16 protein-coding genes are annotated in these 13915 nt (G+C 68.9%); 8 read left to right on the forward strand and 8 right to left on the reverse strand.

The window, feature by feature from the left end:
- Positions 1–28: 28 nt before the first annotated feature.
- From ABZ803_RS01890 to ABZ803_RS01900, 3 genes are read left to right on the forward strand one after another with little or no spacing between them, the layout of a single operon-like run.
- Positions 29–928, forward strand: a complete 900-nt coding sequence (locus tag ABZ803_RS01890) for an SDR family NAD(P)-dependent oxidoreductase (protein WP_357032625.1) — start codon at positions 29–31, stop codon at positions 926–928.
- Positions 918–2624 (forward strand): thiamine pyrophosphate-binding protein, encoded by a 1707-nt coding sequence (locus ABZ803_RS01895; protein WP_357031456.1) that lies wholly within the window; start codon positions 918–920, stop codon positions 2622–2624. The genes ABZ803_RS01890 and ABZ803_RS01895 overlap by 11 nt, the downstream gene beginning before the upstream one ends.
- 2 nt (positions 2625–2626) lie before the next feature.
- Positions 2627–4063, forward strand: coding sequence for an aldehyde dehydrogenase family protein (locus ABZ803_RS01900; protein ID WP_357031459.1), 1437 nt, complete (start codon positions 2627–2629; stop codon positions 4061–4063).
- A 109-nt stretch (positions 4064–4172) separates the two neighbouring features.
- Here the strand turns inward: ABZ803_RS01900 and ABZ803_RS01905 are convergent, their stop codons facing one another.
- The 3 genes from ABZ803_RS01905 to ABZ803_RS01915 form a co-directional block, all read right to left on the reverse strand.
- Complete coding sequence (locus tag ABZ803_RS01905; protein WP_357031462.1) at positions 4173–5009, reverse strand: patatin-like phospholipase family protein; 837 nt, start codon at positions 5007–5009, stop codon at positions 4173–4175.
- 234 nt (positions 5010–5243) lie between these two features.
- Positions 5244–5570, reverse strand: coding sequence for a hypothetical protein (locus ABZ803_RS01910; protein WP_357031464.1), 327 nt, complete (start codon positions 5568–5570; stop codon positions 5244–5246).
- A 419-nt stretch (positions 5571–5989) separates the two neighbouring features.
- The gene (locus ABZ803_RS01915) at positions 5990–6415 is read right to left on the reverse strand and encodes a DUF4383 domain-containing protein (protein ID WP_357031467.1); all 426 of its coding nucleotides are present in this window, start codon (positions 6413–6415) and stop codon (positions 5990–5992) included.
- A gap of 537 nt (positions 6416–6952) precedes the next feature.
- On the opposite strand from ABZ803_RS01915, the gene ABZ803_RS01920 reads away from it, so the two are divergent.
- The gene (locus ABZ803_RS01920; protein ID WP_357031470.1) at positions 6953–7135 is read left to right on the forward strand and encodes a hypothetical protein; all 183 of its coding nucleotides are present in this window, start codon (positions 6953–6955) and stop codon (positions 7133–7135) included.
- Positions 7136–7284: 149 nt separating this feature from the next.
- Here ABZ803_RS01920 and ABZ803_RS01925 read toward each other — a convergent pair whose 3' ends face one another.
- Both ABZ803_RS01925 and ABZ803_RS01930 read right to left on the reverse strand, forming a co-directional pair.
- Positions 7285–7590, reverse strand: a complete 306-nt coding sequence (locus ABZ803_RS01925) for a hypothetical protein (RefSeq protein WP_040871783.1) — start codon at positions 7588–7590, stop codon at positions 7285–7287.
- Between the two features lie 173 nt (positions 7591–7763).
- Positions 7764–8354, reverse strand: coding sequence for a DUF308 domain-containing protein (locus ABZ803_RS01930; RefSeq protein WP_357031473.1), 591 nt, complete (start codon positions 8352–8354; stop codon positions 7764–7766).
- A gap of 214 nt (positions 8355–8568) precedes the next feature.
- Between ABZ803_RS01930 and ABZ803_RS01935 the strand changes: the two genes are divergently transcribed.
- On the forward strand, positions 8569–9555 hold the full coding sequence (locus tag ABZ803_RS01935) for a glycosyltransferase family 9 protein (RefSeq protein ID WP_357031476.1): 987 nt from the start codon (positions 8569–8571) through the stop codon (positions 9553–9555).
- Between the two features lie 57 nt (positions 9556–9612).
- Here the strand turns inward: ABZ803_RS01935 and ABZ803_RS01940 are convergent, their stop codons facing one another.
- Complete coding sequence (locus ABZ803_RS01940) at positions 9613–9933, reverse strand: metalloregulator ArsR/SmtB family transcription factor (protein ID WP_040867126.1); 321 nt, start codon at positions 9931–9933, stop codon at positions 9613–9615.
- A gap of 184 nt (positions 9934–10117) precedes the next feature.
- Here ABZ803_RS01940 and ABZ803_RS01945 point away from each other — a divergent pair, with 184 nt between their 5' ends.
- Positions 10118–10828 (forward strand): M23 family metallopeptidase, encoded by a 711-nt coding sequence (locus ABZ803_RS01945; RefSeq protein WP_357031480.1) that lies wholly within the window; start codon positions 10118–10120, stop codon positions 10826–10828.
- A 253-nt stretch (positions 10829–11081) separates the two neighbouring features.
- Positions 11082–12152 (forward strand): hypothetical protein, encoded by a 1071-nt coding sequence (locus tag ABZ803_RS01950; protein WP_357031483.1) that lies wholly within the window; start codon positions 11082–11084, stop codon positions 12150–12152.
- Here the strand turns inward: ABZ803_RS01950 and ABZ803_RS01955 are convergent.
- Positions 12124–12444, reverse strand: a complete 321-nt coding sequence (locus ABZ803_RS01955; RefSeq protein WP_040870108.1) for a hypothetical protein — start codon at positions 12442–12444, stop codon at positions 12124–12126. The genes ABZ803_RS01950 and ABZ803_RS01955 overlap by 29 nt on opposite strands.
- 245 nt (positions 12445–12689) lie before the next feature.
- Here ABZ803_RS01955 and ABZ803_RS01960 point away from each other — a divergent pair, with 245 nt between their 5' ends.
- On the forward strand, positions 12690–13025 hold the full coding sequence (locus tag ABZ803_RS01960) for an RNA polymerase-binding protein RbpA (protein WP_040779429.1): 336 nt from the start codon (positions 12690–12692) through the stop codon (positions 13023–13025).
- 70 nt (positions 13026–13095) lie between these two features.
- Here the strand turns inward: ABZ803_RS01960 and ABZ803_RS01965 are convergent, their stop codons facing one another.
- On the reverse strand, positions 13096–13878 hold the full coding sequence (locus ABZ803_RS01965; RefSeq protein WP_040870144.1) for an ABC transporter permease: 783 nt from the start codon (positions 13876–13878) through the stop codon (positions 13096–13098).
- Positions 13879–13915: the final 37 nt, after the last annotated feature.

Consider the following 13915-nt stretch of genomic DNA (forward strand, 5'->3'; position numbering starts at 1 on the left):
CTTGCCAGAACTCAGATTCGACGATCGCGTGGCCGTGATCACCGGCGCCGGAAGGGGATTGGGCCGCGCTTATGCCCTGCTGCTCGCCTCCAAGGGCGCCAAGGTGGTGGTCAACGACCTCGGCAGCAGCGTGCGCGGCGACAGCGTCGAGGCGAACCCGGCCGCGGAGGTGGTCGCCGAGATCGAAGCGGCGGGCGGCACCGCCGCCGTCTGCACCGAGTCGGTGGCCACCCCCGAAGGCGGGCGCGCGATCATCGACACGGCGCTCGACCGGTACGGCCGCCTGGACATCCTCGTGCACAACGCGGGCAACGTCCGCTACGGTTCGCTGCGGCAACTGAGCTACGAGGATTTCGACGCGGTGCTCGACGTGCACCTGCGCGGTGCGTTCCACGTCGTCCGGCCCGCGTTCCCGGTCATGGCCGAGGCGGGTTACGGCCGCGTGGTGCTCACCTCGTCCATCGGCGGCCTGTACGGCAACAAGGGCGTGGCCAACTACGCCATGTCGAAGGCGGGCATGATCGGCCTGTCGAATGTGATCGCCCTGGAGGGAGCCGAATTCGGCATTCTCGGCAACGTCATCGTGCCCGCCGCGGTGACGCGACTGGCCGACGGACTCGACACCTCGTCCTATCCGCCCATGGGACCGGAACTGACGGCACCGGCCGTCGGCTGGCTCGCCCACGAGTCCTGCTCGATCACCGGCGAGATGCTGGTGTCGGTCGCCGGACGGGTGGCGAGGGCCTACATCGCCGAGACGCCCGGGGTGTACCGCCCCGCGTGGACGGTCGAAGAGATCGGCGAGCGGATCGACGCGATCCGCGATACGACCGGCTCCTGGATTCTGCCTGCCGTTCCCTCGGGGCACAGCGATCACATCAGGAAGAGTTTCGAGCTAGCCACGGAAGCAGGACAGCATGCCCGTTAAGGTCTACGAACGTATTCTTCAGCTCTTCGAAGCCGAGGGCATCAATACGATATTCGGTATTCCCGACCCGAATTTCGTGCACATGTTCCACCTCGCCGAGGAACGCGGCTGGAATGTCGTCGCGCCCCATCACGAGGAATCGGCCGGTTTCATGGCCGAGGCGGTCTCGCGGATGACCGGTAAGGCCGCGGTGTGCATCGGCACCCTCGGCCCGGGCGTCGCCAATCTGGCGGGCGCGATGATGTGCGCGAAGGTAGAGAATTCGCCGGTGATCTTCCTCGGCGGGCAGCGCGCCCGGATCACCGAGCAGCGGGTGCGGCGCGGGCGTATCCAATTCGTCAAGCAGGCCGAACTCTTCGCACCGTCGGTGAAGTACCACGCCAGCATCGAGTACGCCGACCAGACCGACGAGATCATCCGCGAGGGCTTGCGCCGGGCACTCACCGGAACACCAGGGCCGGTCTACATCGAGTGGCCCAAGCACATCATCCAAGAGGAACTCGATGTTCCAGAACCTCTGCCGCCCAGCCGGTATCGGCTCGTCGGCCAGACCGCGGGCCAAGATCGGATCGAGGAGGCGGCGCGGCTGATCCGCGCGGCGCGACAGCCGGTCCTGCTCGTCGGGCACGGCGTGCACACCACGCGCGCCGGGGACTCGGTGCGCGCGCTCGCCGAGCTGATGGCCTGCCCGGTCATCCAGACCTCCGGCGGTACCTCGTATATCGAGGGACTCGAGGACCGCACCTTCGCTTACGGCTTCTCGCCGTCGTCCATCGATGCGGTGGTCCGGTCGGATCTGTGCCTGGCCGTCGGCACCGAACTCGGTGAACCCGTCCACTACGGGGTGGGCCGGCACTGGGTGGCCAACGAGGCGAACCGGAAATGGATTCTGGTGGAACAGAATCCCGAGGCCATCGGGGTCAATCGCCCCATCGATGTTCCGCTCGTCGGTGACCTGCGCGCGATCGTCCCGCAGCTGGTCGAGGCGCTGGAGGACACGCCTCGCACGCCGTCGCCCGAGCTCGCGGGCTGGATCGAGCAGGACGCCGCCCGGCTCGCCGAACTGTCCGAAACGGCGCCGTCGGGCCGGTCCCCGGTACACCCCGCGCGACTCGTCGTCGAGGCGACCGGAGTGTTCCCCTCCGACGGCATCATGGTCCGCGACGGTGGCGCCACCACGATCTTCGGCTGGACCTATTCGCAGGCCAAGCCGCACGACGTGATCTGGAACCAGAACTTCGGTCACCTCGGCACCGGGTTGCCCTATGCCATCGGCGCCTCGGTGGCCGAGGGCGGGAAGCGGCCGGTCATGCTGGTCACCGGCGACTCGTCGTTCCTGTTCCACATCGGCGAACTGGAGACCGCGGCGCGGCTGCACCTTCCGCTGGTCTGCGTGGTGGCCGTGGACTACGCGTGGGGCCTCGAAGTCGGGGTCTACAAGGGGCTTTTCGGGCCCGGCTCGCTGGAGACCGGTACGCACTGGAGCACCGACACCCGCCTGGACAAGGTCGCCGAGGGCTTCGGCTGCTACGGCGAATTCGTCGACCACGACCAGGACATCGCCCCCGCCGTCAAACGGGCGTACGCCAGCGGCAAACCGGGCGTCATCCACGTGGCCGTCGATCCGAAGGCGAACTCCGAGGAGATGCCGAGTTACGACGAGTTCCGCACCTGGTACGCGGAAGGGACACAGTAGTCATGCGCGAGTATTCCCAGTTCTACATCGACGGCGCCTGGGTCGACCCGGCCGAGGCGCGGTCCTTCGAAGTCGTGAACCCGGCGACCGAAGCGGTGTGCGGCACGGTCGCCAACGGCTCGGCCGCGGACGTCGACCGCGCGGTCTCGGCCGCCCGCGCGGCGTTTCCCGCCTGGTCGGCATCCTCGGTGCCGGAGCGGATCGGGTTGCTGCGCGCCATCGGCGCGGAGTACGGCAAACGCGCGGGCGACCTCGCCGCTGCGCTGACCGAGGAGATGGGCGCACCGAGCGCGCTGGCCTGCGGATTCCAGGTCGACCTCGGGGCCGGGCACCTGTCGACCGCCATCGAAGTCCTGGAGAATTTCGCCTTCGAGCAGCGGCGCGGCGCCACCCTGGTGGTCAAGGAGCCCATCGGCGTGTGCGGCCTCATCACGCCCTGGAACTGGCCGATGAGCCTGATCGCCGTGAAGGTGTTCCCCGCCATCGCCACTGGGTGCACGACGGTGCTCAAGCCGTCGGAACGCTCGCCGTTCACCGGGCAGATCTTCGCCGAGATCCTCGATGCCGCAGACGTTCCCGCCGGCGTCTTCAATCTGGTCCAGGGCGACGGTCCCAGCGTCGGGGTGCCGCTGGCGGCGCATCCGGACGTGGATCTGATCTCCTTCACCGGCTCCACCCGCGCGGGCATCGAGATCGCGCGCCATGCCGCGCCCAGCGTCAAGCGGGTCACCCAGGAGCTGGGCGGCAAAAGCGCGAACATCGTGCTCGACGACGCGGACTTCAGCACCAATGTCGCCGCCGCGATCGGCCCGATGATGATGAACTCCGGCCAGACCTGCAGCGCGCTGTCACGCATGCTGGTCCCCCGCGCCCGCATGGACGAGGCCATCGACACCGCCCGCCGAGCCGCGGCCCAGCTCAGCGTGGGCGACCCCACCGGGGATGCGGCGCTGGGCCCCGTCGTCTCCGGTTCGCAATTCGACAAGATCCAGGCGTTCATTCAGAAGGGCATCGACGAGGGAGCCACGCTGGTGATTGGCGGCACCGGCCGCCCCGACGGACTCACCAAGGGCTACTACGTGCGGCCCACCGTGTTCGCGAACGTCACCAACGACATGACCATCGCCCGCGAGGAGATCTTCGGCCCGGTGCTGACCATCCTCGGCTACGACAGCGTCGACCACGCCGTCGAGATCGCCAACGACACCGAGTACGGACTGGCGGGCAATGTCGCGGGCGCCGATCTGGACCAGGCCCGCGCCATAGCCCGCCGCATCCGGTCGGGCTGGATCACCATCAACGACGCCTTCGACTTCCACGCCCCCTTCGGCGGTTACCGCAAGAGCGGAAACGGCCGCGAGTGGGGTGAATTCGGATTTCACGACTACCTGGAGATCAAGGGCATCCTCGGATACGCACCGGAGGAAGCCGGGTCATAGCGGAGCGAGACCAGATGATCCGTTCGCCCGTGCGGAAGGCCCCACCAGCCGCGGGCACACCAAGAGTCCGCAGGGTCTCCCTTACTCGCGACAGCGGATGCACACCGGGTCAGGGGTTCGGCCAGACGTCCTTCAGTCGCAGCGCCGCCTCGGCGGACTGGCGCACACCGGCCGCATGGGCGGGGGCCAGCGCGGCCGGGTCGAACACGTCGAGCCCGAACACAGTGATGGCGTCATCGTCGGGCACTATGGAAATTTCTGTGGCCGAACCCAATTCACGATCGCTGGTGATGCGCGGGAACATGTGCGCCAGGGGTTCGACGATCACCACGACGTCCGCGCCCGCGGCCAGGTCCGCGTTGACCGGGGAGCGCAACCCGCCGTCGATGTAGTGGCGGCCGTCGATCGGAATCGGCGGGAAGACGCCCGGCACCGCGGTGCTCGACGCCAGCGCGGCGGGCAACGACGCCGCGCCGTCCCTGGTCCACGCCCGCAACTCGCCGGTGGTGATATCGATCGCCGTGACGACCAGATCGCGCGCGGGCCACTGCGCCACACCGGCCAGCCCACCCATGCGCGCGATGTGCTCGTCCGGATCACCCACCTGCGCGGCCAGCGCCAGCTCACCCGCCCGGCGGCGCGCCTGGGCGGGATCCTGCCCGGGGGCGCGCAGGACGGCGAATATCTCCGCCATCCGCGCCGGATCCGCCTGTACCGGCGCCGATGTCGACGGCCGCAGCAAACGCGCCGGATCACCGCCGTCGGCCAGGACCGCGCCGACCACCGCACCGGCCGAGGTGCCGACGAACCGGTCGGCCAGGGACAAATCGATTCCACTGTCGCGCAGCCCGGTAGCCAATCCCGCCAACCATGCGAGGCCGACCGGACCACCTCCACCGAGCACGAGCGCGACCGAGGATCCGTTGGGTGACACCGTCTCCGACATACCGCCAGCCTATCCGTCCCTGTCGCGACAACCGCCTACGCTCGACCGGCCGCACTTCGCCACCAGGGGTGATAGGTCTCCACGTGGGCGTCGGTGACGACTTCGACGACGCGGCCCGCTCGCGCCATAGCCGGGAAGCCCGGATCATCGACACTGAGACCACGTCGAGCGACCCGCATCGCTATCGGCGCAGGCCTGGCCGTCGGCTGAGAACGCTCCCCGGCACCGGGCGGACTACGCCCAGATGCGCGACAGCGCCGAGCGGGAGTACGTCTGCTGGGGGGTGACCGTGATCAGGTCGCACACCTCGACGAGTTCGGCCGGTACCGCGTTGCCGAAGTGCTGCAGCCCGGGTGCGATGACCGCATCGACACCGAAGGTGCGGGCGGCTTCGACCAGGCGATCGACCGGTGCGTCGGTAGCGGCGCCGAAGGTCACGGTCTTGCACAGCTCGTAACCGAGCCGCTTCGCCAGACTCCGCATCTGCGCTTCGTCCCAATCCTGGGACACACCCGAGACGTCCTTGCGGAGATATCCCAGCGCGGGTGGTTTGCCCCTCATCGGTACTCCCTCGGCGCGGTCGTTGCTGAAGTGGTCGAAGCGCCTGCACTCCCACGGCTCGAGCGGCGTCGGCGCATCGAGCAACGGGCTGAGCAAGGTATTGACATCATATGTTGTCTACAGCAGCTGATGTCAACATGTGCGGGATGCGACAAGTGCAACTTTTTCCCGGGCCGGACACGGCCACCCGTCGAGCGTATCGCCGCCCCTCCGGCATTGCCGGGCTCGCGGACCGACGCCGAGATCCATTGGCTCGGTGGTAATCTCCCAGCAGCAAGACACCGCCCCTCGACTAGAACACGTTCTAGTCGAGGGGCGGTGTCGAAGCGCCCTGCGCCAACTTCCCGCTACCGGAGGCCCCCGCTCCACCGCCTTCCGTCATCCCGCGGGCGACTCGATCGGGCTGGGTCGGGCGCGCGCTATTCCAGAATCCCGGACTGCCTGCCCGCTCCGGGCGCTTGGGTCGCGGGCCGCCGAGCCAAGATCACTCCCAGGGCGATCATGCCGGCACCCAGCGCGAAGTGCAGCCAGTTGTCCGCCGTGTCGAGCGGCACGAAGTTGGCGTCGCTGTCGGGGTTCACGACGAGTCCGTACAGCCACAGGATCAGATAGACCACACCGCCGCCGATGAGGTACGCGCGCGCCGATGCGGCGGCGCGTGCGGCCAGCACTCCGGCAACCCCGAAAGCCAGATGGACCACGTTGTGCAGCACGGACACGCTGAACAAACCGAGCAACTGAGCCTGGGAGTGATGTCCCGCCCAGTCGAGTTCGCTGTAGTCGGTGGTGATCCCCGGAATGAATCCGAGGATGCCGACCAGGAGGAATACGGCTCCTACGGCCATGGCGGCGACCTGAAGAGGAGACCGCCGATCCGTTGTCGCGCCTGGTGGGGAAGTAGTAGACATCGCCGAGCCGACCCTTTCCGCTGGTAGTGGATACCTTCGCCCCCGTGCTACCCCAGCGGGAAGTGGGCAAACAGGCAGGCTGCACGCTTGTCGGCGCACGTGGTGGTCGACGTGGCGGACGGATGTGGCGGCGCCACGGTCGCCGAGCCGATGGTGGACATCCGCGCCGCACAGCGAACGGGTGCGCCGACGGGTGACCGAGACCCGGCCCACATACCAGGTCTCCAGTGGCACGCCGTGATCCTCGTCTCCCGCGCCGACCACACCGGAGCCATACCGCACAGAGGAACCGGCGTCCGCGCTGGTGCGAGGGGCCGGGCAGACGTCGATGGCGGCTTCGGTCGCGCCGTGCGGCGGCCACCGCCGACTCGCGTCGGCCTCTCGCTCGGGCGATACTGTGCACGACTCGAAAACAACTGTCCGCCTTGGTAAGCCAACGCAGTCTGTCAGCCGGATGGGTGATGCCCGGGAGGCATGGCAGTGTTGGTGTGGTGCGTTGTGGCGATGATCGTCGCCGTCCTGTTGGGCACAGCGGCAACGGCGATGGTGTGGGATCCGCGCGGCCGCCGCCGTGCGGCCGTCACCGCGCCGATTCCGGTGCAGGCGACCGCGGAGTCCGCGGTGCCGAGCGCGGGCGATTGGCCGCGCACGCGCTGAACGGAACACGGCGCTGATCCGGGACACCGGATCGGCGCCGTCCGCGAGTTCGGGCGATCAGGCGGCGAAGCGGTGTTCACGCGGCCGGGTCGCAACAGCAGAAAGCGGCCGAGGCGGTATCCCGCCTCGGCCGCCACCTCGGTCACTTGTCAGCTGACGGAGACGCTGCCACCCTTGGGCAGGTAGCCGATCTTCTCCACCGGCAGCTCGCCGACCACGGAGCCGGTGCAGTCCCGGCCGGAGTACAGCGTGACGGCACGATCGGTGCTGTTGACGACGGTGATCTGGAACGTGGTGTAGAAGGTGCCGTCGGTGTTCAAGCAGCCCACCGGATCCGCGTGCAGCTCACCGTTGATCGACAGCGTTCCGACCGCGGCCTGCGCCGTCCCCGCCGACAGCATGGCCGCGGCCCCCGCCAGGGCCAGCGCACCGACAAACCCAGCAGTACGAATCATTCGTGCCTCCAGTTCTTTTCGATGTCGACCAACCCCGAAGCCGACGTCTCGTGAAAATGCGCCTGTGATTCTGTCACGAGTTCCAGCGGGACGGAACCGTGCAGGTCGAGACGCAGGGAGGCACGGCATCGCCCGGCCGGGCGCAGGTAGCACCCGGCCGAGCGTTTCCGCGATCAGGCGGCGGCGTGCGCGGCGCCGATCGCCGCGGTGTCCTTACGAACCCCGAATGCCACGACGATCTCCATGATGCCGAGGATGATCAGCCACACCCCCGCCAGGACGGCCAGCGTGGCCACCGACCGCACCGGCCAGACGATCAGCACGACGCCGGCGGCCGCGGTCACGACACCGAAGAACACCTGCCACCAGCGCCCCGGCATCCCGGGTTCGGAGATCGCGGCTACCAGCAGCGCGATCCCGCGGAACAGCCAGCCGATGCCGATCCACAACCCGAGCAGCAGGATCGAGGCCAACTCGTCGCGGAAGCAGAAGACGCCGACCACGATGGACAGCACCCCGATGATGAACGACAGCACCCGCAGACCGGCCCCGCCGGGCGCTCCGAAGGCCGCGATCAGCTGCAGGAAACCGGTGACCACGAGGTACACGCCGAAAATGACGCCTGCCGCCAGCAGGGTGATGCCCGGCCAGACCAGGATCAGGATGCCGAGGATCACCGCCAGAATGCCGGTGAGCAGAATCGTTTGCCACGCACGGCGGGCAAGAGACTGCAGGGGACCCTCTACCACGCTGTTTGTCGTCATGCATTGATGCTATAGCTCACACCCTCGCGTTTTCTGACCATTTGCCCAGTGGGCCGCAACATCCTGGATCGGCCGGTACCGCGGCGTTGCCCGGAGTTCACGTTTCGCCGCCCACGCGGTCGGGTAGTCATCTCTGAGTGACTCTTCGTTGGCGCCCCCGGGGGTGAACGGGTGGGTCGGGGTTCGGTGAGACTCGGGTGGCTAGGAGAAGAGGGTGGCGGTTCTGCTCGTGTTGCAGGCGCGTGGGCTGGGTGACCTCCTCACCGCGGTCCCGGCTCTCCGCGCACTGCGCCGGGCCAAACCGCACGATCGCATCGTTTTGGCGGCCCCGCAGCGACTGAAGCCGATCGTCGATCTGATCGCCTCGGTCGACGCGCTGGCGCCCACTACCGATCCGGGCAACCTCCGCTGGGACGCGCCGCCCCCCGAGTTGGCGGTCAACCTGCACGGCGCGAGCGCCGAAGGCATCGTCGCGCTGTCCAAGACCCGGCCCGGACGCATCCTCTCCTTTCGCAACGCCGCGTTCCCCGAGCTGTCCGGCCCGGAATGGGAACCCGACATGCACGAGGTCGACCGCTGGTGTCATCTGCTGGAGTACGGCGGCATCGGAGCGGATCGCCGCAATCTCGGACTGGTTCCACCGGTGTCGACGACCAGCCGCCGCGACTGTGTGGTCGTGCACGTCGGCGCGGGCGCACCGGCCCGCCGCTGGCCGCCCGATCGTTTCGCCGCGGTGGTCCGGCACCTGTTGATGCTCGGGCGCGAAGTGGTCATCACCGGCGACGAATACGAACGCCAGCTCGCGCTGGGCATCGCCGCCCGGGCGGGGTTGCCCGTCGGCCGGGTGCTCGCCGGCGAGCAGAACCTCATCGACTTGGCCGCCACCGTCGCCGAGGCCGCCCTGGTGATCTGCGGGGACACCGGGGTCGTAGGCCTGGCCACGGCGTTCGGCACCCGCACCGTGCTGCTGTTCGGCCCCACCCCGCCCCGGCGGGCCGGTCCGCCCGCGCACCTGCTCGGCCGGCACGCGGTGCTGTGGACCGGCCACGTCGGCGACCCGGACGCCGACACCCCCGACCCGGGTCTGCTGCAGATCGGGGTCACCGAAGTGATCAATGCCGTCGACAAGCAGCTGAGCAAGCGCAACTGGCCCGGCACGGGCTCCGACCGCCGTAAGGCGGCGTATCGGCGCGTCGGCTGACCGCTGCCGCCCCGGCGCCATTCGGGGAGCCGATCGCGGCGCCCGGTTCCTCCGCGGTCAGGCTTCCGCCGTCGCGGCGGTTCTGAGCGCCGCGGAGTAGGAAGCGAGCGCACTCGGCCAGAACTGCTCCAGGTAGTCGCGGGCGTCGGCGAGACCGCGCGGGTCCAGCGAATACAGCCGCCGGTTGCCTTCCGGCCGCATCATGACCAACCGCGCATCGCGCAGCACACGCAGATGCTGGGAGACCGCCGAACTGGTCACACCGACTTCGTGCGCGAGTTCACCGACCGAGCGCGCGGCCTGCGGCAAGGCCTCGAAGATCGCGCGGCGGGTCGGGTCCGCGAGCGCGGTCAAGGCCTGAACTCCATTAGTCGCCACTCACACAGTGTGGGCGTCGGGCGTTTCACCGGTCAAATGCTGGGAAAGGCGGCATATTCCCAGCTCGCACGGGTCACACCCACATTTCGTTACCTCGCCGTGACCGTCGAGCTGGGCTTTTACCGCCGGTGATGGTTGCCACAAGATAGCGGACCGGTGCGGCAGCTACCGTACGTTCGACTCCATGCCCGTGACCTTTCCGTTACAGATCCGTCGCGGCGTGACCCGATTACGCCGCGACCGCACCGTCACCCGAGTGGTCGCCGCCGCCGCGGTCGTCACCGCCTCCTTCGGCATCATCGCCGCAGCACAGCAGGACCCGGACACCGACGCGTCCGCCCGGCTCGTCGCCGGGAAGATCGCGTCGGGCGAGATCCCCCCGGCCGAGGGCACAGCTCAGTTCGCCCTCTTCACCCCGCCCGACAACCCCGCGCCGGAGGCTGCGCCGGTGCCCTGGGATCCGAACCGCGCCGCGCAGGAGTTCATCCGCCCGAAGACCGTCCGCCCGGTGGCCGGTGTGCTCACCTCGAATTTCGGCGCTCGCTGGGGCGCGATGCACGCCGGCCTGGATTTCGGTGACCCGCTCGGCGCGCCGATCGCCACGGTGACCGACGGCGTCGTGATCGAGGCAGGCCCCGCTTCCGGCTTCGGCCTGTGGGTGCGCGTGCAACAGGACGACGGCACCGTCGGCGTCTACGGCCACGTCAACGACATCCTGGTCGACGTCGGCCAGCCGGTCCGCGCGGGCGACGTCATCGCGACGGTCGGCAACCGGGGCAACTCCACCGGCCCGCACCTGCACTACGAAGTCCATCTGCCCGACGGCGTGAAGATCGATCCGCAGCCCTGGCTGGCCGAGCGCGGCATCGACGTCGGGCATGCCCCCGAGGACTGATCCCGATCCTTCTCGCGGGACATGAGGGGCTCGCGAAATGAACTCGGCGACAATGCCGTCGCCCGCGACGGGCCGCGAACGCAACGACGCGTTCGCGGCCCGCTTCTTTTCCCCTCGCCCTCCAGACCCGCTGCGGCTTGGTTCGTCCGCCCCCGCAGTAGCGCCCGCGAGAGCGACCCGGTACCGAGGTACTAGACGCGAATAGCGCCGCGGCGGGACGCCGCACAGCGTGCGCGATTCCTACTTTCGGTGCATGTCCACAACACGTTTCGTCGCCGTGACCCAGGACGGGTCGTCAGCGCCGCGGTCGGTCCCGAGCACGAAGGCGGCGATGGGCGCGCGGCTGCATCGACCGCTGCTCGGCACGGTGGCCGCGATGGCCGCGCTCGTCTTGTTCTCCCTCGCGGCGATGGCGGTCGACAACCGCCAATTGCTCGGCGAGTCGGTCTGGCTCAAGCCGATGAAGTTCGGCCTCGCGTTCTTCCTCTACAGCCTCACCCTCGCATGGCTGCTGTCGTTGCCGCACAAGGGAAGCCGCGCCACCTGGTGGCTCGGCACGGTGTTCGCGGTGACCGGGTTCATCGATGTCGGTTTCATCGTATTGCAGGCGGCCCGTGGCACATTCAGCCACTTCAACACCGAGGACGACCCGGTGAACTCGATCGGTCAGGTCGTCTTCGCCTCCGGGGTGCCCGGCCTGTTCCTCGCGAACCTGCTCATCGTGCTGATCCTGGCCTGGCAGCGACTGGTGGACCGCCCGGTGGCACGGGCCATCCACGCAGGCCTGGCGCTGGCCGTCGCCGGCATGGCGCTGGGTTACCTGATGGGTTTCACCGGAAAGCAGCTCGTGCGCGACAGCGCCGGACGGATCGTCGAATTGGCCGCCGGGCACACCGTCGTCGCCGATCCGGGCGATCTCGCGCCGCGCGACGCCATGGGCGGTATGCCGATCACGCACTGGAGCACCGTCGGCGGTGACCTGCGCGTGGCGCACTTCGTCGGACTGCACGGCATCCAAGTGCTGCTGGTGGTGGCCGTCACCCTCGCCTGGCTCGCGCCGCGCTACCGCTGGCTGCGTACGGAACGCGCCCGCGCGGCCGTCGTGGGTGTGCTCGCGGCCGGGTACGCCGGTCTGCTGGCGCTGGTCTTCTGGCAGGCGATGCGCGCTCAGTCGCTGATCCACCCGGACCGGGCCACCTGGCTCGCGGCAAGCGGGCTCGTCGCGACCGTCGGAGCACTGCTCGGTGCGGTGTACCTCCGCCATCGCGACCCCGGAGCCGCGCACCGCCACACGGTCAGCGCAGACGTTCCGCGTCACGGGTGAGCGCGACCAGAGTCCGGCCGAGCGCGGCCAGTTCCTCGGGCGTCGCGCCCTCCCCGATGGCGGTGGCGACGTCCTCGGCGGCGCAGCGGGCCGCGAACCAGCGATCGGCCAGGTCGGCGGCCTCCTGGGCACTGAGTACAACCGCGTCGTCGGGAATCCCGGTTCCCTTCAAGCTGTTGCGGTGTTCGTAGGCGCGTTGGCGACAGGACTGGCGGCAGTACCGGCGACGGCGGCCGGCCTCCGATTCCACGATCTCCCGCCCACACCACTGGCAGGACAAGCGGCGCGACATGACGCAGAACACTAATCGCTCGCCACCCGCGTTCCGCTCAGCGACCCCCGGCGCGAATCACCCGGCATCGGGCGTGGCGAGGCCCGCGCGACGCGGGCACTACAATGGAACGGTTCACCGCGGCCGCGTCGGGAACTATCGGCGCAGGCCCGATCGTTGTACATAAGGTCCGGCGGGTGCCCCGCGCACTCGTGCGGACACGGTCGCAGCGCACGAAGACTCGAGCACACAGGGAGAGGCACACCATGGCAGATCGCGTACTCCGAGGCAGTCGGCTCGGAGCGGTGAGCTACGAGACCGATCGCGACCACGACCTGGCTCCGCGTCGGATCGCCCGGTACCGGACCGACAACGGCGAGGAATTCGACGTTCCCTTCGCCGACGACGCCGAGATCCCGCCGACCTGGCTGTGCCGCAACGGCCAGGAGGGCGTGCTGATCGAGGGCACCAGCCAGGAGACCAAGAAGGTCAAGCCGCCGCGCACGCACTGGGACATGCTGCTGGAGCGTCGCAGCAAGGAGGAGCTCGAGGAGTTGCTCAAGGAGCGCCTCGAACTGCTCAAGACCCGCCGCCGCGCCTGACGGTCCGCGCTTCACGGAAAACGGCCGCCGCATCGTCGGATGCGGCGGCCGTTCGTGTCTCGCACGCCGGTCAGCGACTGGCCACCTTGCGGTAGCGCAGCAGCGCCAGCGGCACGGCTACCACGAGGATCGCCACCGAGCAGGCCACCGCGTACTCGACGCAATGGTCGGCGGCCCAGCCGGTGGGCGGGACGAACGTGGGCGGCGAGTCGTTGTCGAACAACTTGCGTCCCGCCGCCGAGACCGCGGTGATCGGATTCCACTCGGCGATCGTGCGCAGCGGGCCGGGCAGCGTCTCGGCCGAGATGAACGCCGAGGAGATGAACGTCAGCGGGAACAGCCAGATCAGCCCGGCGCTCTGCGCCACCTCGACGGTCGGTGACAGCAAACCGGTCAGGGCGCCGATCCAGGACATCGCGAACGCGAACAGCAGGATCACCGCGAACGCCAGCACGGCATCGGTGACGCTGCCGTGGATGCGCCAGCCCACCACGTACCCGCATCCGACCATCACCGCCAGGCTCAGGATGTTCACCACGAGGTCCGACAGCGTGCGGCCCATCAGCACGGCCAGCCGCGACATCGGCAGCGCCCGCATCCGGTCGATGATGCCCTTCTGCAGGTCCCCGGCCAGTCCGACCGTGGTGAACGCGGCGTTGAACGCGACCGTCTGGGTGAAGATGCCCGCGAGCAGGAACTCCCGGTACTGGCCCCCGCCCAGTGAGGCGCCGAAGATGTAGGCGAACAGGAACACGAACATCAGCGGCTGGATCGTCGCGGTCACCAGCAGCGTGGGCACGCGCAGGATGGTCAGCAGATTGCGGTGGGCGACGATTGCGCTGTCCCGGAACAGCCGCAGGCGCGGGGCGGAATTCGGCTGCGCGGCGGCG

The sequence above is a fragment of the Nocardia sp. NPDC047648 genome (assembly GCF_040642815.1).
Taxonomy (GTDB): Bacteria; Actinomycetota; Actinomycetes; order Mycobacteriales; family Mycobacteriaceae; genus Nocardia; species Nocardia gamkensis.